Annotated in this window: 21 protein-coding genes and 1 tRNA gene; 14 read left to right on the top strand and 8 right to left on the bottom strand. The window is 71.0% G+C overall.

The window, feature by feature from the left end; all coding sequences use genetic code 11:
• The first annotated feature begins 27 nt into the window (after window positions 1–27).
• The 3 genes from ACIA3K_RS14980 to ACIA3K_RS14970 are packed head-to-tail and all read left to right on the top strand — an operon-like array spanning window position 28 to window position 2337.
• A complete protein-coding gene (locus tag ACIA3K_RS14980) occupies window positions 28–552 on the top strand; it encodes a MauE/DoxX family redox-associated membrane protein (RefSeq protein WP_396801510.1) in 525 nt (174 codons plus the stop codon).
• Entirely contained in the window at window positions 545–1261 is a 717-nt protein-coding gene (locus ACIA3K_RS14975; RefSeq protein ID WP_396801509.1) for a DsbA family protein, read from the top strand. Before ACIA3K_RS14980 ends, ACIA3K_RS14975 begins: the two co-directional genes overlap by 8 nt.
• Window positions 1258–2337 (top strand): hypothetical protein, encoded by a 1080-nt coding sequence (locus ACIA3K_RS14970; RefSeq protein WP_396801507.1) that lies wholly within the window; start codon window positions 1258–1260, stop codon window positions 2335–2337. Before ACIA3K_RS14975 ends, ACIA3K_RS14970 begins: the two co-directional genes overlap by 4 nt.
• Before the next feature lie 94 nt (window positions 2338–2431).
• Here ACIA3K_RS14970 and ACIA3K_RS14965 read toward each other — a convergent pair whose 3' ends face one another.
• The 4 genes from ACIA3K_RS14965 to ACIA3K_RS14950 are packed head-to-tail and all read right to left on the bottom strand — an operon-like array spanning window position 2432 to window position 5107.
• On the bottom strand, window positions 2432–3190 hold the full coding sequence (locus ACIA3K_RS14965) for an energy-coupling factor ABC transporter ATP-binding protein (protein ID WP_396801506.1): 759 nt from the start codon (window positions 3188–3190) through the stop codon (window positions 2432–2434).
• Complete coding sequence (gene cbiQ / locus ACIA3K_RS14960) at window positions 3187–3957, bottom strand: cobalt ECF transporter T component CbiQ (RefSeq protein WP_396801505.1); 771 nt, start codon at window positions 3955–3957, stop codon at window positions 3187–3189. The genes ACIA3K_RS14965 and cbiQ overlap by 4 nt, the downstream gene beginning before the upstream one ends.
• A 14-nt stretch (window positions 3958–3971) precedes the next feature.
• Complete coding sequence (locus ACIA3K_RS14955) at window positions 3972–4391, bottom strand: PDGLE domain-containing protein (protein ID WP_396801503.1); 420 nt, start codon at window positions 4389–4391, stop codon at window positions 3972–3974.
• Window positions 4388–5107 carry an energy-coupling factor ABC transporter permease gene (locus ACIA3K_RS14950; protein ID WP_396801502.1) on the bottom strand — a complete coding sequence of 240 codons (720 nt, stop codon included), beginning with the start codon at window positions 5105–5107 and terminating at the stop codon, window positions 4388–4390. The genes ACIA3K_RS14955 and ACIA3K_RS14950 overlap by 4 nt, the downstream gene beginning before the upstream one ends.
• 232 nt (window positions 5108–5339) lie before the next feature.
• Here ACIA3K_RS14950 and bcp point away from each other — a divergent pair, with 232 nt between their 5' ends.
• From bcp to ACIA3K_RS14930, 4 genes are all read left to right on the top strand, one after another.
• Window positions 5340–5816 carry a thioredoxin-dependent thiol peroxidase gene (gene bcp, locus ACIA3K_RS14945; RefSeq protein ID WP_396801501.1) on the top strand — a complete coding sequence of 159 codons (477 nt, stop codon included), beginning with the start codon at window positions 5340–5342 and terminating at the stop codon, window positions 5814–5816.
• A gap of 31 nt (window positions 5817–5847) precedes the next feature.
• Window positions 5848–6792 (top strand): HNH endonuclease, encoded by a 945-nt coding sequence (locus ACIA3K_RS14940; RefSeq protein ID WP_396801499.1) that lies wholly within the window; start codon window positions 5848–5850, stop codon window positions 6790–6792.
• A tRNA-Leu gene (locus tag ACIA3K_RS14935) sits at window positions 6757–6842 on the top strand. Before ACIA3K_RS14940 ends, ACIA3K_RS14935 begins: the two co-directional genes overlap by 36 nt.
• Window positions 6843–6929: 87 nt before the next feature.
• Window positions 6930–7457 carry a GNAT family N-acetyltransferase gene (locus ACIA3K_RS14930; protein ID WP_396801498.1) on the top strand — a complete coding sequence of 176 codons (528 nt, stop codon included), beginning with the start codon at window positions 6930–6932 and terminating at the stop codon, window positions 7455–7457.
• 30 nt (window positions 7458–7487) lie between these two features.
• Here the strand turns inward: ACIA3K_RS14930 and ACIA3K_RS14925 are convergent, their stop codons facing one another.
• Window positions 7488–8522, bottom strand: a complete 1035-nt coding sequence (locus ACIA3K_RS14925) for an expansin EXLX1 family cellulose-binding protein (protein ID WP_396801497.1) — start codon at window positions 8520–8522, stop codon at window positions 7488–7490.
• A gap of 96 nt (window positions 8523–8618) precedes the next feature.
• Complete coding sequence (locus ACIA3K_RS14920) at window positions 8619–9437, bottom strand: MOSC domain-containing protein (RefSeq protein ID WP_396801496.1); 819 nt, start codon at window positions 9435–9437, stop codon at window positions 8619–8621.
• 341 nt (window positions 9438–9778) lie between these two features.
• Here ACIA3K_RS14920 and ACIA3K_RS14915 point away from each other — a divergent pair, with 341 nt between their 5' ends.
• Window positions 9779–10732, top strand: coding sequence for an LCP family protein (locus ACIA3K_RS14915; RefSeq protein WP_396801748.1), 954 nt, complete (start codon window positions 9779–9781; stop codon window positions 10730–10732).
• A 330-nt stretch (window positions 10733–11062) separates the two neighbouring features.
• Window positions 11063–12364 carry a sugar transferase gene (locus tag ACIA3K_RS14910; protein WP_396801495.1) on the top strand — a complete coding sequence of 434 codons (1302 nt, stop codon included), beginning with the start codon at window positions 11063–11065 and terminating at the stop codon, window positions 12362–12364.
• Between the two features lie 25 nt (window positions 12365–12389).
• On the opposite strand, the gene ACIA3K_RS14905 is transcribed toward ACIA3K_RS14910, so the two are convergent.
• Together ACIA3K_RS14905 and ACIA3K_RS14900 are read right to left on the bottom strand one after the other, a co-directional pair.
• Window positions 12390–13637 carry a DUF1501 domain-containing protein gene (locus tag ACIA3K_RS14905; RefSeq protein ID WP_396801494.1) on the bottom strand — a complete coding sequence of 416 codons (1248 nt, stop codon included), beginning with the start codon at window positions 13635–13637 and terminating at the stop codon, window positions 12390–12392.
• A 1-nt stretch (window position 13638) separates the two neighbouring features.
• The gene (locus ACIA3K_RS14900; RefSeq protein WP_396801493.1) at window positions 13639–14907 is read right to left on the bottom strand and encodes a DUF1800 family protein; all 1269 of its coding nucleotides are present in this window, start codon (window positions 14905–14907) and stop codon (window positions 13639–13641) included.
• Between the two features lie 146 nt (window positions 14908–15053).
• Between ACIA3K_RS14900 and ACIA3K_RS14895 the strand changes: the two genes are divergently transcribed.
• From ACIA3K_RS14895 to ACIA3K_RS14875, 5 genes are read left to right on the top strand one after another with little or no spacing between them, the layout of a single operon-like run.
• Complete coding sequence (locus tag ACIA3K_RS14895; protein WP_396801492.1) at window positions 15054–16214, top strand: glycosyltransferase; 1161 nt, start codon at window positions 15054–15056, stop codon at window positions 16212–16214.
• The gene (locus ACIA3K_RS14890) at window positions 16201–17388 is read left to right on the top strand and encodes a glycosyltransferase (protein WP_396801491.1); all 1188 of its coding nucleotides are present in this window, start codon (window positions 16201–16203) and stop codon (window positions 17386–17388) included. The genes ACIA3K_RS14895 and ACIA3K_RS14890 overlap by 14 nt, the downstream gene beginning before the upstream one ends.
• A 2-nt stretch (window positions 17389–17390) precedes the next feature.
• The gene (locus tag ACIA3K_RS14885) at window positions 17391–18602 is read left to right on the top strand and encodes a glycosyltransferase (RefSeq protein ID WP_396801489.1); all 1212 of its coding nucleotides are present in this window, start codon (window positions 17391–17393) and stop codon (window positions 18600–18602) included.
• Window positions 18590–19789 carry a glycosyltransferase family 4 protein gene (locus ACIA3K_RS14880; protein WP_396801487.1) on the top strand — a complete coding sequence of 400 codons (1200 nt, stop codon included), beginning with the start codon at window positions 18590–18592 and terminating at the stop codon, window positions 19787–19789. The genes ACIA3K_RS14885 and ACIA3K_RS14880 overlap by 13 nt, the downstream gene beginning before the upstream one ends.
• On the top strand, window positions 19789–22458 hold the full coding sequence (locus ACIA3K_RS14875; protein ID WP_396801486.1) for an O-antigen ligase family protein: 2670 nt from the start codon (window positions 19789–19791) through the stop codon (window positions 22456–22458). Before ACIA3K_RS14880 ends, ACIA3K_RS14875 begins: the two co-directional genes overlap by 1 nt.
• Window positions 22459–22472: the final 14 nt, after the last annotated feature.

The following is a 22472-nucleotide window of genomic DNA, read 5'->3' as shown; positions in this document are numbered from 1 at the left end:
GAACTTCCGGCTGCGACGGGACGACAAATGAGCGTGACTGCACCCCCCACGCGGGTCGGCCGTTGGGCGGCTGTCCGGCCCTGGCTCGGCACGGCGGCCCGCCTCGGCCTCGCCGCCGTCTGGCTGGTCGCCGGGGCGTCGAAGGTCGGTGACCTGGCCGCCTCGGGTCGGGCCGTGAACGCGTACCAGGTGCTGCCGTACGACGCCGCGACCGTGCTCGGCGCGGCGCTGCCCTTCGTCGAGCTGGCCCTGGGCGTGCTCCTGCTGCTCGGTCTGGCCACCCGGCTCACCGCGGCGATCTCGACCGCCCTGCTGCTGGTCTTCATCGCGGGAATCTCCTCGGCCTGGGCGCGTGGCCTGGCCATCGACTGCGGCTGCTTCGGCAGCGGCGGGCAGCTCGCCGAGGGGCAGGCCCCGAGTTACCTCCCGGAGATCCTGCGGGACCTGGGATTCTTGGTACTGGCCGGATTTCTGGTGGTGTGGCCGCGTACGCCCGTCTCGGTGGATGGCTGGCTGTCCGCCGAGCCCGTCGTGGAGGACGAGGATGAGTAGTCGCAAGGGTCAGCGGGACGCGGCCCGGGTCGTCCGCGAGCAACTGGCCCGCGAACGACGCCGCCGCCGCACGATCTGGGTGTCCGCCGCCGCCGTCGCCGTACTGGTCATCGCCGGCCTGATCGGCTGGGGCGTCTGGTCCAGCCAGCGCTCGGACAGCTTCACCACCCCGCCCGGCGCCAACGGGCCCGGCACCGGCATCGTCACCGGCGGCGGGCCGGTCACCGTCGACGTCTACGAGGACTTCCTCTGCCCGGTCTGCAACCAGTTCGAGCAGAGCAGCGGCGCGACGTTGGAGCAGTTGGCGTCCGAGAACAAGGCGAAGGTGGTGTACCACCCGGTCGCCTTCCTCAACCGCTTCTCCAGCACCGAGTACTCCACCCGCTCGTCGGCCGCGTCCGGCTGCGCGGCGGCCGGCGGCAAGTTCCGCGAGTACGCCAAGGCGCTCTTCGCCAAGCAGCCGCCCGAGGGCAGCGCCGGGCTCAGCGACGACGAACTGATCGACATCGGCGTCGGCGTGGGGCTGGACCAGGGCTCGTTCGGCGGCTGCGTCAAGGACGGCACGTACAAGACGTGGACCGAACACGTCACCGAGGAGGCCAGCCGCAGCGACGTCACCGGCACGCCCACCATCCTCGTCAACGGTCAGCCACTCGCCGACCGCACCCCGCAGGGCCTCACGGCAGCCGTGGCGGCGGCCGGCAAGTGATCCGTACCGCCCTGGCGCGCGCCGGCCTGATCGCCGCCGCCGCGTGCGCGGCGACGCTGCTCGGCGCGGCGCCCGCCGCCGCACACGGCGCGGACGCCCCGGACGGCACCGACTACCGCGCCCGCGTCACCGGCGTCACGCCGGCCCGGCCCGGTCTGACGGTACGGGTCATCGAGGCGGGCGCGCGCCTGGAACTGACCAACGACACCGGCCGGGCGGTCGAGGTGATCGGCTACTCCGGCGAGCCGTACCTGCGGATCGGTCCCGACGGAGTCTTCGAGAACACCCACTCCCCCGCCACGTACCTGAACCGCACCCTCGCCGGTGACACCGCGCTTCCGGCCGACGCCGACCCGGCCGCCCCACCGTCCTGGCGGCGGGTCGACGACGGGACCACGGCACGCTGGCACGACCAGCGCGCGCTGTGGCCGGAGTCGATGCCACCGGCGCAGGTCCGCGCCGCGCCGGAGCGCGAGCACCGCGTCCGGGACTGGACGGTACCGCTGCGCGACGGCACCGACCCGCTGACGATCGGCGGCACCCTGGACTGGGTGCCGCCGCCGGACGCGTACACCTGGTGGGCGGTGAGCATCGTCGGCCTGCTCGCGGTGGGCGCGCTCGGCCTGTTCGCCGCCGCCGCGCCCGCCGGCGCGCGGGCGCTGGCCGGGCTCGGCGCGTTGCTCGTCGTCGGCGGCGCGGTCGCGGTCGCCTACCCGGTGGGACGGGAGATCGACGCGGGCGCCCAGGGGGTCGGCGGGGTGCTGTCCGGGCTGCTGTCCGGGCAGATCTGGTCGCTGCTCACCGGCCTCGGCGCGGTCGCCGCCGGCTGGTACGCGCTGCGCCGCCGCCCGGCAGCCGACTTCGCGGTGGCGCTGGCCGGGGCGTGCCTGGCGCTCTTCGCCGGGGTGGCGAACGCGGCGGTGTTCACCCGGTCCGTCGCCCCGGTGCCCTGGTCGCCCGAGGTCGCCCGAGTCATGGTGGCGGCGTTCCTGATCACCGGCGTCGGAGCAACGGCCGCCGGCGTCCTACGCCTGCACGCGGCCTCCCGGGCCGCCGCCCTCACCCCCAGCCCCTGACCTCCCGCGATCTTGCAGTTTGTGTCGCCGAAGTGCAGGCGTTCGCGGCATTTGTCGCCACAGAAAGTGCAAGATCGCGGGGAGCCCCGGGCGGTCAGAGGGGTGGGGTGAAGCCGTGGGGGAGCTCGAGGCGGTGTTTCGCCAGCAGGGGGGCGTCGGCGAGCAGCGTGCGGGTGGGGGCATCCGCTGCGATCCGGCCGCCGTCCAGGATCACCGAGCGCTCGCACAGCTCCGCCGCGTACGGCAGGTCGTGGGTCACCATCAGCAGGGTCACCGGCAGGTCCCGCAAAATCTCGGCCAGCTCCCGGCGGGCCGCCGGGTCCAGGTTCGACGACGGCTCGTCCAGCACCAGGATCTCCGGGTGCATGGCCAGCACGGTCGCCACCGCCACCCGGCGGCGCTGCCCGAACGAGAGGTGCTGAGGGGCTCGGGCGCGGTGCCCGCTCATCCCCACGGCGGCCAGCGCCTCATCGACCCGGGCCGCCAACTCCGCCCCACGCAACCCCAGGTTGGCGGGCCCGAACGCGACATCCTCCGCCACCGTGGGCAGGAAGAGCTGGTCGTCCGGATCCTGAAAGACGATGCCCACCCTGCGGCGCACCTCGGCCAGCGTCGCCCGGTCCGGAGTGACCGACAGGCCGCCCACGCTCACACTGCCCTCGGCCGGGGTGAGGATGCCGTTGAGGTGCAGCACCAGCGTGGTCTTGCCGGCACCGTTGGGCCCGAGCAGCGCCACCCGGTCGCCACGCGGCACCGCCAGGTCCACGCCGTGCAGCGCCACGTGCCCGTCCGGGTACGCGTACCGGAGGCCACGAACGTCCAGCGAGAGGGCGGTCTGCACGACCCCGATCATGTCAGCACGACGGCGGTCGCGGCGATGGAGGCCGCCACCACCGGCACGGTCGCCGCGACCAGCCACTGACCGGCGGTCGCGGCGCCGTCGCCCTGCCACACGGCAGGCATCCGCCCGGTGTAGCCCCGCGACAGCATCGCCAGGTAGACCCGCTCACCGCGTTCGAAGGCGCGCAGGAACAGCGCGCCGATGCCGGCGGCGAAGCCACGCAACTGCCACAGGAAGCGTGGGTCGTCGCCCCGCGAGATGCGCGCCACCCGCATCCGCCGCGCCTCGCCCACCAACACGTCGAGGTAGCGCAGCATGAACGTGGCGATCTGCGTGAGGATCTGCGGGCAGTGCAACCGGTCCAGCCCGACGATCAGGTCCCGGGTGGTGGTGGTCGCGGCCAACAGCAGCGACGCGAGGACGCCGAGGGTGCCCTTGGCCAGGATGTTCCACGCGCCGTGCAGGCCGTCCTCGGACAGCCGCAGACCCAGCACCTCGACCCGCTCGCCCGCGCCGAGGAACGGCAGCGCGACCGCGAACAGCACGAACGGCACCTCGATCAACGCCCGGCTGAGCAGCCAGCGCGGCCCCACCCGGGCCAGCGCCGCCACCAGCGCCACCAGCAGGGCGTACGCCCCAAAGGCCCAGAACGCCGCACGCGGGGTGGCCACCACGGCGATCGTGAAGACCACCATCGCCACGATCTTGACCTCGGGTGGGAGCCGGTGCACCGGCGAGGTCGACTCGCGGTACAGCACGTGCCCGTGACCGGCGCCCATCTCGTACCCCCTGCTCAGTCGCTCGTGCCGGCGCGGCCGTGCCCGGCGGCGACCGCCGCGCCCTCGGCGGACGTGCCCTCGTCGCCCGTGGCCGGCGCGGTGTCCCGGCGGCGCAGCAACCAGAAGCCGCCGAGGCCGATCGCGAAGGTCACCAACACGCCGAGCACCCCGGAGAGACCGGTCGAGAGGAAACTGTTCTCCACGCCCCGCACGCCGTAGTCGGCCAGCGGGCTGTCGCCCAGCTCGTGGTCCTTGGCCTGCTGCGCCGGGCAGCTGCCACCGACGATGTTGTCGTCGGCGTCGACGGTGCAGCCCTTGAGCAGGGAGGAGTCCAGCCCGTCCGGGTGCGACGAGGCGTAGTTGCTCACGACGCCGGCGAGCAGCAGGGCGACCAGCAGGCCACCGGCCAGAAAGGCCCAGGAACGGTTCTTCATCGGACACCTCCGGTGACCGGGACGGCGGGCGTGGTGGTCGGCGTACGCAGGGAACGCAGCGCGTACACCAGGTCGGGGCGGACCTTCGCGACGGTGAGCACGGTGGTCGCGGTGATCAGACCCTCGCCGATGCCGATCAGCACGTGGACGCCGCCCATCGTGCCGGCCAGACCGGCCAGGTTGTTGCCCAGGTCGGTGGTGCCGCCCAACCAGTACTCCAAGACGAAGCCCTGGGACGCGACCACCACGCTGACCAGGGCCGCGACGAACGCGGTCACGGCCAGGCCCGCCCGCGTCCGGGGCAGCACCCGCAGCAGCACCGAGATCAACAGGTACGCGGCGGCAGTGCCGAGCAGCGCCATGTTGGTGATGTTGAGGCCGAGCATCGCCACCCCACCGTCACCGAAGATCAGGGCCTGTACGACGAGGACCACGGCCACGCAGAGCGCGCCGACCCACGGGCCGACCAGCATCGCGGCGAGCGCGCCACCCAACAGGTGACCGCTCACACCCGCCGTGAAGATCGGAAAGTTGAGCATCTGCACGGCGAAGATGAACGCCGCCACCAGGCCGGCCATCGGGGCGAGCCGGTCGTCCAGGTCCCGTCGGCCACGCAGGACGCAGTAGGTGAGCGCGACGAGCGCGAGCGCAGCGAAGATCGCCGCCACGGGACCGTCGATGATCCCGTTCGAGATGTGCATCGCCAGTGTTTCCACGCGACCTCCCACGCGTCAGCGGACCCGTCCGGACCCGGCGGTGGTCAGCCTATTTCCTACGACTTGTTGTTGCCAGAGTCTGGCAACAACGCATGGCCTTGATCACTTCGGTCGACCCCGCTTTCCCTGATGTCGCGATGTCCGCGGCTCGGGGACACCACGCTTTCCAGGAACACGAGCCGGCGCGCGCCGGCGACGCGGGGCGCCCACGCCCGGCGGTAGGGTCGGGGCCATGACCGCGCCCGATCGTCTCTCCCCCGGTGACCCCGCGCCCGAGTGGACCCTGCCCACCGACACCGGTGACCAGCTCTCCCTGGCCGACCTGCGGGGCCGCAAGGTCGTCCTCTACGCCTACCCGGCCGCGATGACCCCCGGCTGCACCAAGCAGGCCTGCGATTTCCGCGACTCGCTCGCCTCGCTCCAGGCGGCCGGCTACGAGGTGGTCGGCATCTCCCCCGACAAGCCGGAGAAGCTGGCCAAGTTCCGCGACCGCGACGCCATCACGTTCCCGCTGGTGTCGGACGCGGACAAGGCGGTGCTCATCGCGTACGGCGCGTACGGCGAGAAGCAGCTGTACGGCAAGACCGTCACCGGCGTGATCCGCTCCACGTTCGTCATCGACGGCGACGGCAAGATCGAACGAGCGCTCTACAACGTCAAGGCCACCGGGCACGTCGCCAAGCTCCGCCGCGACCTCGGGCTCGACTGAGACTGTCCCACCGGGCCACTACCGTGCGTCAATGGTCCGATACAAGTACACACCGGAGCTGCTCGCCGAGGCGGCCGCCGCCGCTCGCAACATCACCGAGGTGATGCGGATGCTCGGCGTACGCGTCAGCGGCGGCTCGCACGCGCACATCAGCCGGCAGCTCAAGAAGTTCGGCATCGACACGTCGCACTTCATCGGCAGCGCCCACAACAAAGGACGCCGGGGCCTGCGACGCACAACGTCGTCACAGCTCCTGGTTCAGTTGCCCGAAGGCTCTCGCCGGACACCTGGCGTGCGTTTGAAGTGGGCCCTCGCCTCGCTCGGCGTACCGGAGGAGTGCGAGGGATGCGGAACGGGGCCTTTCTGGCAAGGTGCCGCACTCACTCTGCACGTCGACCACATCAACGGGGACTTCCTCGACAATCGGCCGCCCAACCTACGACTGCTCTGCCCGAATTGCCACAGCCAGACCGAAACCTTCGCCGGCCGAGGGAAGCGGGTCCGCAGTCTGGCCGCTTCCGCGTTCAAGGCGGACAGCGCCGAGGAACGCCCCGGGATAGCTGGTTCCGACCGCCGGCCGCAGACGCGGCAGGAACTCCTCGAGATGTTCGACCGGATCGCCGCGCAGCAGATCACCGCCTCGGAGGCGGCACGGCAGTTGGGCTACCCCCCGGCATACCTGCACAAGGTCCGGCGACTACTGGAGCAGGAAGGCGTGTTGACGCCGCGTCCGGACCGTAGCTGGCGCTCAAGGGCTCATCGGGACGCGGTGATACAGCAGGCGCTGGCCAATCCGGACGCCGGCCCGAAACGGCTCGCCGAGATCCTGCGTAACGCGCCCAACGGAGCATGCCGGGTGGGTCACGGCACGATCTCAGCCATTCTGAAGGAGGCCGGGCTCAACACCGCTGAAGTTAGACGCTCTAGACTCAGCGAGTTGGCGGGAGTGGCGGAACGGCAGACGCGCAGGTCTTAGGAACCTGTATCCGGAAGGATGTGGGGGTTCGAATCCCCTCTCCCGCACCAATGAAGAACCACCGGGCGCAGAAGCTGGTTGTCGAACGCGTCACGGTGGTGGGTCACGAGCCCGGTCGACCGGTCAGGATGGGCGCCGTGACTCTGCGCTTCGTCCTGGATCCCGAGCTGACCCCGCGGCTGCGCGCCGAGATCGTCGCCCTCTGGGTGGACGTCAGCAACGCCGGCGGCGCGGTGGGTTTCGTCCCACCGGTCACCGCCACCGAGGTCCGTACGATCGCCGACCCGACGTTCGCGGGCGTCGCCGACGGGCCGGACCGGCTCCTGGTCGGATACGACGGTGACCGGCCCGTCGCGGTGCTGGTCTTCTGCGACAACCGGTTCGGGCTCAAGGCGCACTGGTGTGTGCTGAAGCGGGTGATGGTCCACCCGGACACCCAGGGCACGGGCTGCGGGTCGGCGCTGATGCGCGAGGCAGCGCGGCTGGGCCGCGAGATGGGCCACGAGGCGCTGCACGTGACGGTGCGCGACGGGTTGGGGTTGGACGGGTTCTACCGCCGCCTCGGGTACCGGGAGGTCGGCCGACTGCCGGGCGCGCTGCGGGTGGCGCCGGGCGACGACCGCGACGAGATCCTCATGTGGCTGGACCTGACGCCGACCGGCTGAGGGATAGGGAACCGGAGCGCCGCTGACGGCTCAGCCGCACCAGCGGGCGGTCGCCCCGGCGGGCCGCGTGGAGGGTCCGTCGGCGGCCGGGGTGGCCGGCGCGTTCGCCACGGCCACCTTGTCGGCGCGGCGGGCCGGTGTCGGCGTGCCGTTGGGTCGGGCGACCGGCGGACGGGTCGTCGTGGGCGGACGCGTGGTCGCGGCGACGACGCCGCGCTCGTACATCCGCACCACGCTCGTCTGCACCTGTCCCGGCGTCATGCGGATGCCGGAGACGGTGACCCGGTGTCCGTACACGTCGCTGACCCGCAGGCTGTACGGGCCGGGGCCCGCGCCGGAGGCGAGCAGCCAGTAGTTGTAGTCCTGCCGGGCGGTTGCCCGCCACGGGCCGCTGGTGCCCTGGCGCACCTCGACGGCGCGCAGGGGGTTGCCGTGGTTGCCGATCCGGACGGCGAACCAGAACTGCGACGCGCCCTCCTTGATGCGGAAGGTCAGCGGGCCGGGCAGCGGCGGGTTGACGACCGCGCGGTAGGTGACCTGGACGAGCCCCTGGACCGGGTCGGCGATCCGGGCGAACGCCTCCCGGGACAGATCGAGGTGTCCGGGCTCGCACTCCGGGCACTGGTCCATGATCAGTACTCGGACGGTGCCCTTCGGGCCGGTGACGTCGAGGAAACCGCCGCAGGCGGCGCCCGCGGCGTACTCGGTGGGGCCGAGGGCGACGTAGAGCCGGTTGGCCGGCACGGCCGGGTTCGAGCAGTTGCCGCCGGCGCCCTTCGAGTCGTAGAAGGTCGCCTTGCCGCTGTGGGTGGCGGTGCCGGTGGGTGGCGCGGCGGCGAGCGTCCGCCCGGCGGCGCAGGCCGGGGCGGAGCCGGACCGCAGGGCCAGGGTGAGTCCGAGGGCCGCCGCGAGCACGGTGACGCCGGTGGCGACCAGCCAGGGCACCGGCCCGGACGAGGACGCGGGCCGATCGTCCGGAGCGCGGTCCAGGTCGAGGTCGATGTCGACGTCCTTGACGGCGAGGGCGGGATCCTCGACGCCGCCGGGAGCGCTTCCGTCGGTCACGTCGCGATGCTGCCGGAACGGCGTACGGCCGGACAAGGCGGCTAAGCGAAAGCTAAGAGAGCATCGACGGACGGTGACGAGCCCACCGCTGGCCGGTCAGGGTTCGACGACGAGCGGGTCGCCGATCCGTATCGGTCCACTGTCGACGGGCACCACGTTCAGTCCGAACAGCAGCTTCTGACGGATGTTGCGGTGGCGGCCGAGGGTGCGCAGGGGCTCCTTGGCGCGTACCCCGGTCTCCTGGTCGGTGGTGGTGACCACGCAGCGGTCGCACGGCCCGGCGGCGCGCAGCCGCACGTCGCCGACGCGCAGCGACCGGCCCGCCCACCCGTCCTCGGCCCAGGCCGGCGCGCCGTCGACGACCAGGTTGGGCCGGAATCGCGTCATCGGCACCGGCTCCTCCCCCGCGTCGGCGAGCCAGCCGTTGAGGGCGTCGAGGGAACCGGTGCTGGTCAGCAGCAGCGGGTAGGCATCGGCGAAGCTGACCTGGTCGCCGGTGTCGTACTCGCGATCGGCGGCGGGCAGGTGTCGCGTCGGACTGGCCAACCAGACCAGCCGGACGGGACGGCCGAGGAGCGCGCCGAGCCAGGCGTCAGCGGCCGGGCCGGCGGGCAGCGCGGGGACCGAGGTCGTCCGGCTGCGGAAGGTCCGCACCCGCACCGGCTCGCTGGCGGCCGGCTCCGGCACGTCGAGGTCGGGCCTGGTGTCGGCGCGCAGCACCAGGCCGCCCGGGCGCACGCTGGCCCGCAGAGCGACCAGGCGGGTCGTGTCCCGCTGGGTGACGCCGACGCCGTCGGCGTCCACCACCATCCAGCGTCGGTCGCCGGCCAGGCCCCACGGCTGCACGAACGCGCCGTCGTGGTCGAGCCGGTGACAACCCTTGACGGGGTACGTGTGGATCGAGGTCAGCCGCACCAGTCGATGCTGACACAAGGAGCGTCGGCGATGGGATCAGGCACCCTGCCCGGCATCGCCGCGGGCGGATCCCGCTTCACCGTCCTCACTGGAACACCACCTGGCGACGAGAGATCAGTCGCCTGGCAACGACCGTCGTCGGATCTGTGGGTCGAGAGGCGGATTCGTTGGCACGGACGGGGGTACATGGCGTGGACCGCAATCAGTAGCATCGCCGCATGCAGTATCGCCAGGAGCACGTCGAGCCCGACACCCAGTCCGTCGAGGCGCAGCCGCCGACCGAGTCGACTGAGCCAACCGAGGGCGTGCCTCCGCGGCGACGCCGGTGGCGGAAGATCGTTCTGATCACCGTGGTGGTCCTGGTGTTGATCGCGGGTGGCGGCGTCGTCGCCGGTGGGCTCTACTACCGTTCGATCAGCTCTGGGATCGAGCGGGTCGACGCTTTCGGAGAGGTGCCGGAGGCCTCTCGGCCCCAGGTCGTCGCAAAGGGCGCCATGAACATCATGATCCTGGGCAGCGACTCACGCGACCCGGACAACAGCTCCGGCTCCCGAACCGACACCATCATCCTGGCCCACCTTCCGAAGGACCGGCAGAGCGCCCAACTCATCGCGATCCCCCGCGACAGTTGGGTGAGCGTGCCGGAATCGCCGCAGGGGCGCGGCGGCCGCGACGCCAAGATCAATGCGGCGTTCGCGTGGGGCGGGGTTCCCCTGATGGTGCAGACCATCGAGAAGTTCACGGGCGTACGCGTTGACCACGTGGCAATGGTCGACTTCGCGGGCTTCAAGGAGATCGTGGACGCCCTCGGCGGCATCGACGTCACCGTGGACAAGGCCTTCACGTCGAGACATTCACTGAACCCTGACGGGCGGCGCGAGTTCGCCGCGGGGCCACAGACGATGGACGGGGCGACCGCACTGGACTACGCCCGCGAGCGCTACGCCTTCGCCGACGGCGATTTCTCGCGGATCAAGCACCAGCAGCAGGTCATCAAGGCGATCCTGGACAAGGCCGCTTCCGGCGGCACGCTCGCCAGTCCCACCAAGCTCAACTCGTTTGTCCGGGCGACCGCCAACGCCGTCGCGGTCGACAAGTCGATGTCCCTGGTAGATCTCGCGATGGAGCTGCGGCACCTTCGCAGCGGTCAGCTCGGGTTCTTTACCTGTCCCACCAAGGGCACCGGCCAGGTGGGCAGTGAGAGCATCGTGGTTGTCGACAAGACGAGGGCCGCCCGTGTCTTCGACGCGGTTCGTCGTGACGCTGCCGCGGAGATCACCAACGCAGCGAAGTAGGCAGATGGATTAAACTCTTCGTCCAATGCCGACGGATCTGCCCCGGTCGTATTCTGCCTTCGGTTCTTTGGCTCGGCCCAACGGCCGGTCGAAGGATATCGGGGGAAAGGGTCGACCATGTCAGGTCACGCGACGACAAGCCGTTCCAGCTGGCCAGGTTCACACCCGCGGGAGACGGGGCCGCCGCCGGTGACGCCGGCCGGGCCGCCGGTGCCCGGCGCAGCTAGGACCGTACCCGCACCCCGGCCGGCGCCGGGCATGGACACTACGGCTGTCCTGCCGTACGCCGGGTCCCAGACATCGTCCCGGACCCGGCGGCTGCGAGCTTGGATGATCACGTTTCCGATCGACGCCGCGGCGCTTCTCTTTCCACTGCTGCTCTCGCAGGCCTACTGGCGCGGCACCCTCGTCAATGCCGGACTCGCCATGGCGATCTTCGCCACCGGTGGGCTCTACCATGCCCGCCGGCACGTGAGTTTCCTCGACGAGGTGCCGAGCATCGCCGGCCGACTGCTGGCCTCGGCGGCTGTGGTAGCCATCATCGCAGCGGAGCGTCATTCCTCGGTCGAGTACGTCGGCGGCTTCATGCGCGGCGTCGCCATCTCCGCCAGCCTGGTGATCGTCGGTCGAGCGTTCAGCAGGGCCCTCACCATCGTGGTCCGCAAGCGTCGCTGGGTCGAGCACAACGCGATCATCATCGGCAGCGGTCCGGTCGCCCTCGAACTGGCCCGGCTGCTACGCCGCTACCCGCGGTACGGCCTGCGTTTCGTCGGCTGCGTCGACGTCCCCCAGCCGGACGGCAACGCGCTGCCCCTGCTCGGCGGGTTGAGCGACCTGGAGAAGTTGGTCCGGGTGTTGCAGTGCGAGGTCCTGGTCATCGCCGACCCGGACTGCTCGGAGTCCGTGCTGATGGAAACCCTCCTGCTGCCGCACAGCTCGCGCTGCGACCTGTGGGAGGTCCCGCGCCTGTGGGGCTCCCGCTCGCAGGGCGGGTACCCCGACCACATCGGGGCCATTCCCATCGTGCGGGTAGGTGACATTTCCCTGACCGGTCCCCGCTGGGCGGTCAAGCGGGCATCGGACATCCTGTTCGCCTGCGTGGCCCTTATCGTGCTGAGCCCGCTGTTGCTGCTGTGCGCGCTCGCGACACTCCTCGACGGCGGGCCGGGGATCTTCTTCCACCAGGAGCGCATCGGCCGGTACGGAAAGCCGTTCAAGGTGGTCAAGTTCCGTTCGATGCGTCCGGTCGACGAGACGGAGTCGCAGACGAACTGGTCCATCGCGTACGACCAGCGGGTCGGTCCGATCGGACGGTTCATGCGTCGCACCTCTCTCGACGAGCTTCCACAGCTGTGGAACATCCTGCGCGGCGATATGAGCGTGGTCGGGCCACGACCCGAACGGCCGCACTTCGTCGAGAAGTTCTCGGCGGAGTACCCGCGCTATGCGATGCGGCACCGGGTTCCGGTGGGGCTCACCGGGCTCGCGCAGGTCAGTGGTCTGCGCGGGGACACGCCCATTTCCGATCGGGCTCGGTTCGACAATTACTACATCGAGAACTGGTCGCTCTGGTTGGACTGCAAGGTGGTGCTCCGCACCATCGCCGAGGTCTTCCGCGCGGGGGGCCGCTGACGTCCATCCGCGGTCTCACGTCAGGTCAGCCGCTGCCCAGGATCGGCAGCGACCGCGGCTCGTAACCCTCGAAGTACCGGCTCGGGTCTGCCTGCAACACCGAGTCGAGCACGCTGCCGAACACGTCGCGGAAATCGGTCGTGGCCTTCAGGTCACCCTGGTCCAGGTCCGTGAGACTCGGCTGCTCCCCGTAGATGCCACCCGTGACGCGGTGACCGAGGACGAACACCGGGCCGGCCGTGCCGTGGTCCGTACCGTCCGACGCGTTGGCGCGGACCCGGCGGCCGAACTCGCTGTAGACGACGACTGTCACCCGCCGACCGGCCTCGGAGCCCGCCATCCGCTCGACGAACGACGTGAGCGAGTCGTCGAGCTGCCGCAGCAGCAGTTCCTGGGTCGAGATCTCGTCGGCGTGAGTGTCGAAGCCACCGAGGCTCACCGAGTAGACCCGGGTGGGAACGCCCACCTCCACACACCTCGCGACGAGCGCCAACTGGGCGGGGAGGACGCTCTCGCCGCCCGTGCCGGTCGCCGGAACGGCCGGCTCGGTGTTCGCCTTGGGGGCTCCCGTGGCGTCGTCCGCGTCCCGCACGACTCGCTGCAGCTCAAGCAGGTCCGCGTAGGCGGCTGCGCCGCGGGCCTGCATCTCGGGCTCTCCGGGCTCGGGCCTGCCAAGATCGGCGACCAGACCGGCGTCGATCCAGGGTGGCAGATCAAGGCCCTGGTAGCTGATGCAGGAGCCGATCCGCCGTCGCCCCACCAACAGCGGCGGCAGTACCGGCTCGAAGCTGACCGCCGTCCCGACAGGGGCCTCGACGCTGTCCAGCCAGCGGCCGATCCAGCCGGTGGTGGCGGGATTCGTCGGGGCGCCCGTCTGCCAGATGTCCATGGATCGGAAGTGGCTGCGGTCGGGGCGTGGGTAGCCGACACCGGGGATGATTGCCAGACGCTTGTCGTCCCACAGCCTTTTCAGTCCGGTGAGCGCCGGGTTCAGGGCGAGCGCGTCCGTCAGGTGCAGCGTCCGCTCGGCGGGATACGCGAGGTCGGCCCGACTGTCGTGGTACACCGGATCGGCGTAGGGGATCACGGTGTTGAGGCCGTCGTTACCGCCGTACAACGTCACCAGCACGAGCGTCTCAGCGGCCGGCGCCTCGGCGTGGTCGGCGTCGTCCAGCAGCCGAGAGTATGCGAGCGCGCCGCTTCCGGCCGCGAGCGCCGCCGCGCCGGTGACTCCGGAGGCGAGCAGGAACCGACGTCGGGTCAGGGCATTCATCTCACGTCACCGCGTATTCGGGGCTGACCAGACCCAACGTCACCATGATGCGGGCGTTGTCCGCCCGCCGTAGGACGGCGTACGTCCGGTTGGTCCACCGGTCGACACAGAGCATCCCGGCGACGTCCTCCGGGCTGAGGCGGCCGAGGTGCAGTTGACTTGCCAATTTGCCGGCGAGGCTGAGTTTCAGCCGGGCCGCCGCGGAGGTGAGCCAGGCCGGGCCGGCTGGCCACCCGCCGACACTGGGCGGCGCGAAGGGACGTTGCCCCAGGCCACCCAGCCCGTCGACGAGTTGGATCAGCATGTCGCGGGGAAGGCTCGACGGCCGGAGCCCGACCTGGCGCATGGCGCCGACCAACCATTCGACGGGTTGCTTGACCATCGTGCCCGCGGTGGCGCGGAAGGCGTCGTCGGCGAAGAGAGCACGTAGCATCGCGTGCGGTACCGGGAACTCCGCGACCATCCGATTGCGGGTCGCCGGCGGAATCGGCTCGGTGGATGAGGCGTAGCGGAACCACAGCCGGGTCGCAATGAACTCGGCGCAGGCCGGCCGGCGCAGGAGCAGGTCGACGAGGCTGCGGGCGGTGAAGTTGGCGGTGCTGCCGAGGATCGTCTTGCTACCGGCGTCACAAGAATTCTCGTCGAGGACGAGGCGTCCGGCCTTCCGGTCCAACTTCCAGCCCGTCAACGCCCGGCCGGCCTCCTTCACGTCGTCCTCGGTGTACTGCCCGATGCCGAGCAGGAACAACTCGCAGAGTTCGCGGGCGAGGTTCTCGTTCGGGGCGTCCCGGGTGTTGTACTGCCCGTCGAGCCAGTACACGAGTGCCGGATCGACCACCATGCGGCGGGCCAGGTCGGCGAAGTTCGGGGCGAGACGCAGGGTGCGGTGCTGCGCGAGCATGAGTTGCGGGCTCTTGACCTTGCGGATGGAGGTCGCCCAGTGCCCGTGCCAGAAGAAGACAAGCTTCTCCACCGCCTGATGATCGGCCACCACCATCCGGTCCAGCCACCACCGCGTCAACTGCTCGGCCTGTGCCTCACGAGTCTTCTCCGCGGCCGCCCGCTGCCGGTCGCTCGGGTTGGACAGGTAGGCGTAGGGGTCGGGGCCGAGTTGCGGCACCGGGGCCGCCGTGGCCCCGATGTCGGGACCCGAGGGGGACGTCATCCGCAGGACCGTCGCCTCGTATCCGACCTGGATCGCGGCTGCCAGCTCGGCCGACGTGGGCCCGAAGCCCGCGCGGCGCAGGAGCAGCGCGACATCCTCCGTCATGGCTCCACGATAGGCGACGGACTGGCAGCGCAGTCCCCTGTGGTCGGTGCGCGGACGGGCGTCACGGCACCCTGCACGCTGCACGGTGTCCGGTAGCATCACCGGCCGTAGGGGGAACCGGTGTTCACGGTGATGGGTGGTTGGTCATGTCGGAGCAACCGCGCCCGAGCTTCGACGTCGCCGAATCCCTGCCCCGGCAGCCGACCGCGCGCGCGACCCCCGCGACTCTGACCGGCCGCTCCGTGGCGCTCGTGCACGAGTGGTTCGGTGCCACCGGTGGCTCTGAACAGGTGTTCCGGCACATCGCCGACCTCGTGCCGCAGGGCGAGCGGTTCGTGCTGTGGAAGGACCGGGATGCCAGCGAGCCGGGGCTTCGTGAGTCGTGGCTGTCCCGGACGCCGCTGCGGCACAGCAAGGCAGCCGCGCTGCCCCTGATGCCGCTGGTCTGGCGCACTCTCAGCCGGCGGCGGTTCGACGTGGTCATCTCGTCGAGCCACGCGTTCGCGCACACCGTCAAGCTGGGCGACCCTTCGACGACGACCCACCTCAGCTACGTGCACGCCCCGGCGCGCTACATCTGGAGTCCCGATTTCGATGGGCGGGGCTCCAATCCGTTGCTGACGATGCCCCGGCGGGTGCTGCAGGGGATCGACGTGCGCCTCAGCAACCACGTGCACGCGTACGCTGCCAACTCGCGGGAGGTGCAGGCGCGCATCCGGCGGTACTGGAGGCGTGACGCGGTGGTCATCAATCCGCCCGTGGACGTGGAATGGTTCGCCGCCGCCCCCACCGCCGACCGAGCCCAGGCGAGGGATTATCTGCTCGGGGTGGGGCGCTGGATCCCGTACAAGAACTTCGACCTCATCATCGCTATCGCGGAGGCGGCCCGGATGCCGCTCGTCCTCGCCGGGTCGGGTCCGCAGGAGGCCCAACTTCGCCAGCTGGCCGAACGGGCGAACGTTCCGGTCACCTTCGAGGTACGACCCGATCGGGAGCGACTGCGGCGGCTCTACTGGGGCGCACGGGCCCTGCTGTTCCCGGTGCACGAGGACTTCGGCATCATCCCCGTCGAGGCGCAGGCGTGCGGGACGCCGGTCGTGGGGCTGCGGCGGGGCGGTCTGCTGGAGACGGTGACCGACGGCTCGACGGGATTTCTGGTGGACTCGACCGACCCGGCGGACCACGTGGCCGGAATCCGGCGGCTCGGGGAACTCGCCGCCGACCGGGTGGCCGCACACGCCGTCACCTTCTCGGCGGCCCGTTTCGCCGCCGAGATGACCGTCTGGATCGACCATGAGTGCCGCTGAGCGGACCTCCTCGCAGCGGACGACGCGAATCGTCCACGTCAGCCACACGGCGCACCCGGGCGGAGCCGAGTTGGCCCTCGCCCGCCTCCTCGCCGCCGAGCCAGCGTGGACCGCGGCCCTCGTCACACCGTCGGAGGGGGACGCGTTCAACGGACTCGCCGCGCGCGGTGTGGCCGTCGACCAGCGGCTGCCCCAGCTTCCGGTCGGCGGCACCCGCAGCCGCAGCCCGATGCTGGCGGCCCGCTACCTCGCCTCGATCCGAGCCGCGAGCAATGTTCTGCGCGACAGCGCGCTGTTCCGTGCCGCCGATGTGATCCACGCCAACACGGCCGCCGCGGCGATCATCTCCGCGCTGGCGAACCGGGGCCGGTCGGTGCCCCTGGTGGTACATCTGCGGGACCTCGTGTCCACCGAGAGCATGGGACGGCTCGGCCACGCCGCCTTCACCCGGCTGGCGCTCCCCCACGCGGCCGGTGTTGTCGCCAACTCCCGCACGACGCTCGACTCCGCCACCGATCGGCTGCCACCCACGGCCCGCCGGGTCGTCCTGCAGAGCCCCACCGGCCTCCGGGACCGGGTCACCCGCCCGTGGATACGCGACGAGGTCCGCGCCGTCGGGATGGTCGGCCGACTTCAGCACTGGAAGGGTCAGCACGTCTTCCTAAGCGCGTTCGCCGAGGTCTTCAAGGGCACAGACGTCCGCGCGCACCTCGCGGGAGCGGCCCTGTTCGCCGAGGCCGCGTACGAGCAGCAGTTGCGCGCCCTCGCCGTCGAGCTGGGCATCGGGGACCAGGTCGTCTTCCTCGGGCACGTGGACGACGTGCCGGCGTTCGTGGACTCGGTCGACGTGCTCGTGCACGCGTCCATCCGGCCGGAACCCCTCGGCCAGAGCGTGTTGCAGGGCCTGGCTCGCGCCCGAGCGACCGTGGCGACCGAGGGCGGCGGCCCGAGTGAGTGGATCCACAACGGAGTCAACGGCCTGCTCGTCGCGCCCGACCGGCCGGAGGCGCTCGCTGCGGCATTGCGTACGCTCGCCGGTTCCCGCCAGGTTCGTCTCGAACTGGCGACCGGCGCGGCTGCGACGCCCGGTATCCTCTCCGATGCCGAGTGCGCGGCGGCTCATGCCACCTTCTTCGAGGCGTTCGCTGGCGTGGCATCGGCGAGAGGGCGATAGGCATGGCTCCCGGACACCCGCTGCGGATCGCATACGTGCTTCTGCGCGATCCGAGCTACAGCGAGACGTTCATCGGCTCCGAGATCGAGGCGGTCCGGGCTGCCGGTGCGACCGTCGAGGTGTTCGTGGCCCGTCAGGGTGGCCGGGAAGCCGAGGTGCGGCAGGCCGCCGGGAGGCTCCTGCGGCAGCCGCTCCGCTTCCGTGAGGACGTACGCGTCCTGGGTACGTCGTACCTGCCCCGGGCCGTCCTCGCGGCCGGCCACGCGGACCGCCTGGCCGGCCCGGTTGGCGACTTCAGGCCGGATGTGGTGCACACCCACTTCGTCAACCTGCCGACGGCTGTGGCAGCGCTGGTCGGCCGGCGGATCGGCGTACCGACGACGGCCATGGCGCACGCCGCCGACTTCCTCCTCGACCCCAACGGCGCCGCCCTGAATCGGCGACTGCAACTGCTCCGCCACCTCTTCGTGATCTCCCAGGCCACCGCGGCTCAGTTGACCGAGCGCGGCGCGAACCTGTCAACCGTCGATCACAGCGTCGTGCGGGCCGCATTCGACGGCGAGATCGTCGAACCGCGTCCCCCTCGGGGGGCCGCGGAGGTGACCCGCCTGGTCAGCGTGGCGCGTCTGGTGGAGAAGAAGGGCATCGACACGGCGATCGACGCGGTGGCCCGACTGGTGCGGGACGGCCTTGACGTGCGATACGACGTCTACGGCGACGGGCCGCTGCGGACCGCGCTCGGTCAACGGGTGGACGCCGCAGGCCTCACCGGCGTGGTCGTCCTGCACGGCGCCGTGAGCCACCAGGAAGCCACCAGAGCGTTGGTCGACGCCGACGTCGCGGTGCTGCCCTGCCGTCCCGCCGCTGACGGCGACCTGGACGGCATTCCGGTCTTCCTCATGGAGGCCGCAGGTCGGGGGGTGCCCGTCGCGACCACCGCCGTGTCCGGCATCCCGGAGCTGGTCGGTCCGGCCGACGGCTGGCAGGTTCCACCGGACGACCCGGGGGCGCTGGCCGAGGCGCTGGCGCAGCTCATCCGCGACCCACCGGAGCGGTGGCGGCGGGCCGTCAATCTCGGGGCCCGGCTGCGTGCGGAATTCTCCCCCGCGTTGCAGGCCCAGCGGCTGCTGTCCGCGTGGGGACCGCTCGCCGGGCACGCTGCCGACGTCCCACCCGGGACCTCCTTCGGGGAGGCGGTGGCATGGACCACCTGACGGTCGTCGTCACCTTCTTTCCGCTTCCGCAGGATCGGGGCGACCCGATCCGCGTCCTGATGATGTTGCGTGCACTGGCCTCGGTCCGGCCCTACACCCTGTTCGTGGTCCGCCGCCCGGACACGACCGACGAGCAGGTGGCGCAGCTGCGCGCCCTCCTGCCCGACGTCACCGTCCGGGCCTTCGACGCCACGCCCTACCGGATGAACCGACTCGGGCCCCTCGGTCGCTATCAGGAGTCGCTGCTCGACGGCATGCCACCATGGGTCCGCACCCGCTACAGCGAGGGTCTGCACGAGGCGCTGCGCGGCAGCGTCGGCTCCGGCCTGGCAATTGGCGAGGCCGCCGGGGCGTACCTGCGAGGGACCTCGCTTCGGTGGCACTGGGACAAGGCCAACGTGCTGGCGGCCAGCAGCCGGCAGGACGCCGACGAGGCGGTCGGCGTGGCACACCAGCTACGAGCGCGGTACCTGACGCGGATCTCCACTCGTTTCGAGAAACAGGCTTTGGGGAACGCGGCGACGGTCTCGGTGACCAGCGACGAGGAAGCAGCCCGCTTGGGAAGGGCATACGGTCGCCCCGCCGACTTCACCTTGCCCAGCTGCGTTCCGTTGCCCGACCGGCATCAGCGTTGTCCGGTCGAGGGCCACCTGCTCTGGCTCAGCAGCTTCTCGTACCACTCGAACCTGCTCGGTCTGCGGCGATTCCTCGCCGATGGTTGGCCTCGGCTGAGAGCGGCCGGGTTCACCCTCGAACTCGTCGGTTCGGGTCTCACGGATCCGGTGCGTGACAGTCTCGCCGAACACGACGGGTTGGAGATCACGGGTTGGGCACCCGACCTGGGTCCCGTACTGGCTCGGGCCCGGGCGGCGGTGGTGCCGCTGTGGAGCGGCGCCGGGGTCAAGCTCAAGACACTCACGCTCCTGGCACATGCGGTACCCGTCTTCAGCACCACGGTGGGTCGCGAGGGAATACCAGCGACCGGTGCCGTCCGCGTCGCCGACACGCCCGAAGGGCTCGCCGCCGAGCTTCTCGCCGCGAGCCCGGAGCAGTTGGACGGCATGGCCACGGAGGCGGTACGCCTGGTGCGGGAACGGTTCGCCGAGGCGCGCTTCGCGGACCAGTTGATCAGCTCGCTTGGCCGGCACGGCCTGCTCGATCACTCCATCCCCAACGAAGGCTCCTGATGTCCGCACGCAAACTGGTGTCCGCGTCCTTCGCGAACCTGTTGATCCCGATCAGTGGTCTGCTGGTCAGCCCGTTCCTGTCCCGTGAGCTCGGCCCGGAGGGCCGGGGCGTGTACGCGGCGCTGACGCTGCCCATCGTGGTGTGGGGTTGGATCGGGACGTACGGACTGCAGGATTCGCTCAGCTACCACATCAGGCAGGGGCGCCTGTCGAGTCGCGCCGCCGCGAGGGTCAGCCTGCTGGCGATGGCGCCGCTCAGCGTGCTCGCCGTCGGACTGCTGGTGGTGCTCGGCGTCGTGCTGTTCACGGACACCGACGAGTACCGTGAGTTCCTGGTGCTGGCGCTGTTCGCACCCCTGCACGTCCTGTCCAACCTGTTCATTGGCGCACTGACCGGCAACTCAGACATCCGAGGCTTGAACCTGGTCAAAGTTGTGCCGGCGCTGGTCCGCACCGGCCTCGTGGTCGTCGCGTGCCTGGCGTTCGAGCTGAACGCGTACCAGGCCGGGCTCATCTTCGCCGGCTCGGTCCTGGCCGGACTGGTCATCGGACTGGTACGGCTACGGAGCGCACGCGATACGCCGGCGGCGGAGCACGCCGCGCCGCGCGTGCCGACCGCCTCGCTCATCCGGTACGCCCTGGCCTGCCTGCCCGGTGTGCTGGCCGCGGTGTCCAGCGCGCGACTGGGCCAGATCATCGGTCTTCCGCTGATCGGCGCCCGCGAACTGGGCTACTACGCGGTCGCCGTGAGCGTCGCGGAGATCCCCATGGTGATCGCCACCGCGGCCCGGTCCATGCTGCTGGGCCGTCAGGCCAGCGGGGACACCCGCGCGGCCACGCAGGTCGCGCGGCTCGCCGTACTGGTATCCGGGATCGCGTGCGTAGGGCTGGCGCTCGTCGCCAGCGTCGCCGTGCCGCTGTTCTTCGGGGCCGCGTTCGAGCCGGCCGTCACGCCGACCATCATCCTGTGTGCCGCCACCGTTCTCTACACCTGCATGACCATCTACTCGGCGGCGCTCCTCGCGTACAACCGTCCCGGGTGGTCGTCCGCGGCGCTGGTCGCGGGCTCGGTGGCCGGGGTGGCGGCGCTTCTCGCGTTCGCACCGCTCGGCGCTGTCGGGGCGGCGGTGGCGAGTCTCGTCGGGTACGCCGTCACAATGATCATCGCGGCCGTTGGCGTTCGGCGCGTGTCGGAGCTGCGCTCGCTGCGGATGCTCACACTGCCGTACCACGATGACGTCCAACTCATCCGGAACAGGATTGCCATGGTGACAACTCGTCTGCGCCGGTTCATGGCGGCAGCTCCCGACCGGACCGAGGGCGGCTCGGAGAACCCGCGGGCGGAGGTGCCGCTCCTGGCTCGACTCATGAGCGTGGGACGCCGTCACGGGATCGGCACCGTCGGGGTGGCCGCTCTGATCGTCCTGGCGTGGCTGCGAATCGTGTCAGCACAGACGATGCACCTGCTCGTCGCGGGCCGGCCGACGTTCAACTCCCGCGAGGTGGTCGGATCGTCGGTCGGCGACCTGGCGGGCGACGGCCTGACGTTCCTGTTCCTGCTCCTGGCCGCCGGCCTGGCCGCACACGGCATCTGGCGGCGACGACCCACCTCGTACCGCTGGCTGTTGGTCGCTCTCGCCACTTTCGTGGCGCTCGAAATCGGTGGTCTGCTGCACGGGCACAGGCCCAGCGCCGTCGCGGCTGCCTTCCCGCTCGCGGCGATGGCGATCTGGGCGCAGCGGCCCAGGCCGGAGGTGCTGGGTGTCGTCGGCTTCCTGGGCGCGTTGACCGCCGCCGGCTCCATGCTCTTCGCCGTCGTCCGACCCGATCTGGCACTGCTCACCGGCGAGGCTGCCGGGGACAAGAAGGTGTTGTTGGGCGGCCTGCTCACCGGGCCGTACCTGCACTCGAACGTGCTGGGCCTGGCGCTGGCGCTCAGCGTCGCCTTCGTCTTCCTCCTACGTCGTCCGGCGCTGCGCTGGGCCTGCCTCGCCGTGATCCTCGGTGCCCTGGTCTGGACCGGCTCGCGGACCAGCCAGGTCGCCGCAGTGGCGGTCATCGGGGCGTACGTCCTCATCCGCCTGCTTCGGGGACGGAGCTGGCCGGCGTCGCTGGCTTTCGCGGCCGGGGCGTTGCTGGTGGGCGTCGTACCCCTGATCACCAGCGACCCGGCGAGCTTCAGCGAACGCGGCCGGATCTGGACGGTGCTGCTCGATCGTTGGGCCGAGAGCCCGGTCGCCGGGTGGGGCCAGGACGTCTTCCAGGAGCCGGCGGTCACTGCCGCTCTCGGAGGTCAGTTCAACCATGGACACAACGTCATGGTCCAGGTGCTCGTCGTCGGCGGCCTGCTGGCTCTCGTGCCGTTCCTGCTGCTGTGCTTCGTGGCGTGGCGGCGGGCCGCCGCGCTCTGTGGCGCTGGTCAACCGGTGCCGCTGCTCTTCCTGGTGGCCTTCGCACACGTGTCGTGGCTGGAGGCGTCGCATGTCTCGGCCACACTGACCGGATACGTGACCTGGCTACCGCTGCTGGTCATCGCCCTCACCGGGCCAGCGGCGACACCCGTGTCGCGCGATGTCGCCGCGGTGGCCCCGCCAGTGCCGTCGGCTGAGCCGACGGTGGTCGAGCGGCCGGAGTCGGAGACGGTCGAGCCGCCTGCGCTGCTGCCGTAGCCCGGGTACCGGGC

This window comes from Micromonospora sp. NPDC051543, assembly GCF_044454415.1.
Taxonomy (GTDB): domain Bacteria; phylum Actinomycetota; class Actinomycetes; order Mycobacteriales; family Micromonosporaceae; genus Micromonospora.
The sequence above is the reverse complement of the archived record's forward strand: the minus strand, read 5'-3'. Positions and strand labels throughout refer to the sequence as shown.

Excerpts from the sequence above, each read along its gene's own strand:
- cbiQ (WP_396801505.1), bottom strand. The coding sequence starts at position 3,957 with ATGGGCGCCGGTCACGGGCACGTGCTGTACCGCGAGTCGACCTCGCCG.
- ACIA3K_RS14910 (WP_396801495.1), top strand. The coding sequence starts at position 11,063 with ATGATCACGTTTCCGATCGACGCCGCGGCGCTTCTCTTTCCACTGCTG.
- ACIA3K_RS14900 (WP_396801493.1), bottom strand. The coding sequence starts at position 14,907 with ATGACGGAGGATGTCGCGCTGCTCCTGCGCCGCGCGGGCTTCGGGCCC.
- ACIA3K_RS14890 (WP_396801491.1), top strand. The coding sequence starts at position 16,201 with ATGAGTGCCGCTGAGCGGACCTCCTCGCAGCGGACGACGCGAATCGTC.
- ACIA3K_RS14980 (WP_396801510.1), top strand. The coding sequence starts at position 28 with ATGAGCGTGACTGCACCCCCCACGCGGGTCGGCCGTTGGGCGGCTGTC.
- bcp (WP_396801501.1), top strand. The coding sequence starts at position 5,340 with ATGACCGCGCCCGATCGTCTCTCCCCCGGTGACCCCGCGCCCGAGTGG.
- ACIA3K_RS14875 (WP_396801486.1), top strand. The coding sequence starts at position 19,789 with ATGTCCGCACGCAAACTGGTGTCCGCGTCCTTCGCGAACCTGTTGATC.
- ACIA3K_RS14940 (WP_396801499.1), top strand. The coding sequence starts at position 5,848 with ATGGTCCGATACAAGTACACACCGGAGCTGCTCGCCGAGGCGGCCGCC.
- ACIA3K_RS14880 (WP_396801487.1), top strand. The coding sequence starts at position 18,590 with ATGGACCACCTGACGGTCGTCGTCACCTTCTTTCCGCTTCCGCAGGAT.
- ACIA3K_RS14955 (WP_396801503.1), bottom strand. The coding sequence starts at position 4,391 with ATGAAGAACCGTTCCTGGGCCTTTCTGGCCGGTGGCCTGCTGGTCGCC.
- ACIA3K_RS14885 (WP_396801489.1), top strand. The coding sequence starts at position 17,391 with ATGGCTCCCGGACACCCGCTGCGGATCGCATACGTGCTTCTGCGCGAT.
- ACIA3K_RS14975 (WP_396801509.1), top strand. The coding sequence starts at position 545 with ATGAGTAGTCGCAAGGGTCAGCGGGACGCGGCCCGGGTCGTCCGCGAG.
- ACIA3K_RS14905 (WP_396801494.1), bottom strand. The coding sequence starts at position 13,637 with ATGAATGCCCTGACCCGACGTCGGTTCCTGCTCGCCTCCGGAGTCACC.
- ACIA3K_RS14965 (WP_396801506.1), bottom strand. The coding sequence starts at position 3,190 with ATGATCGGGGTCGTGCAGACCGCCCTCTCGCTGGACGTTCGTGGCCTC.
- ACIA3K_RS14895 (WP_396801492.1), top strand. The coding sequence starts at position 15,054 with ATGTCGGAGCAACCGCGCCCGAGCTTCGACGTCGCCGAATCCCTGCCC.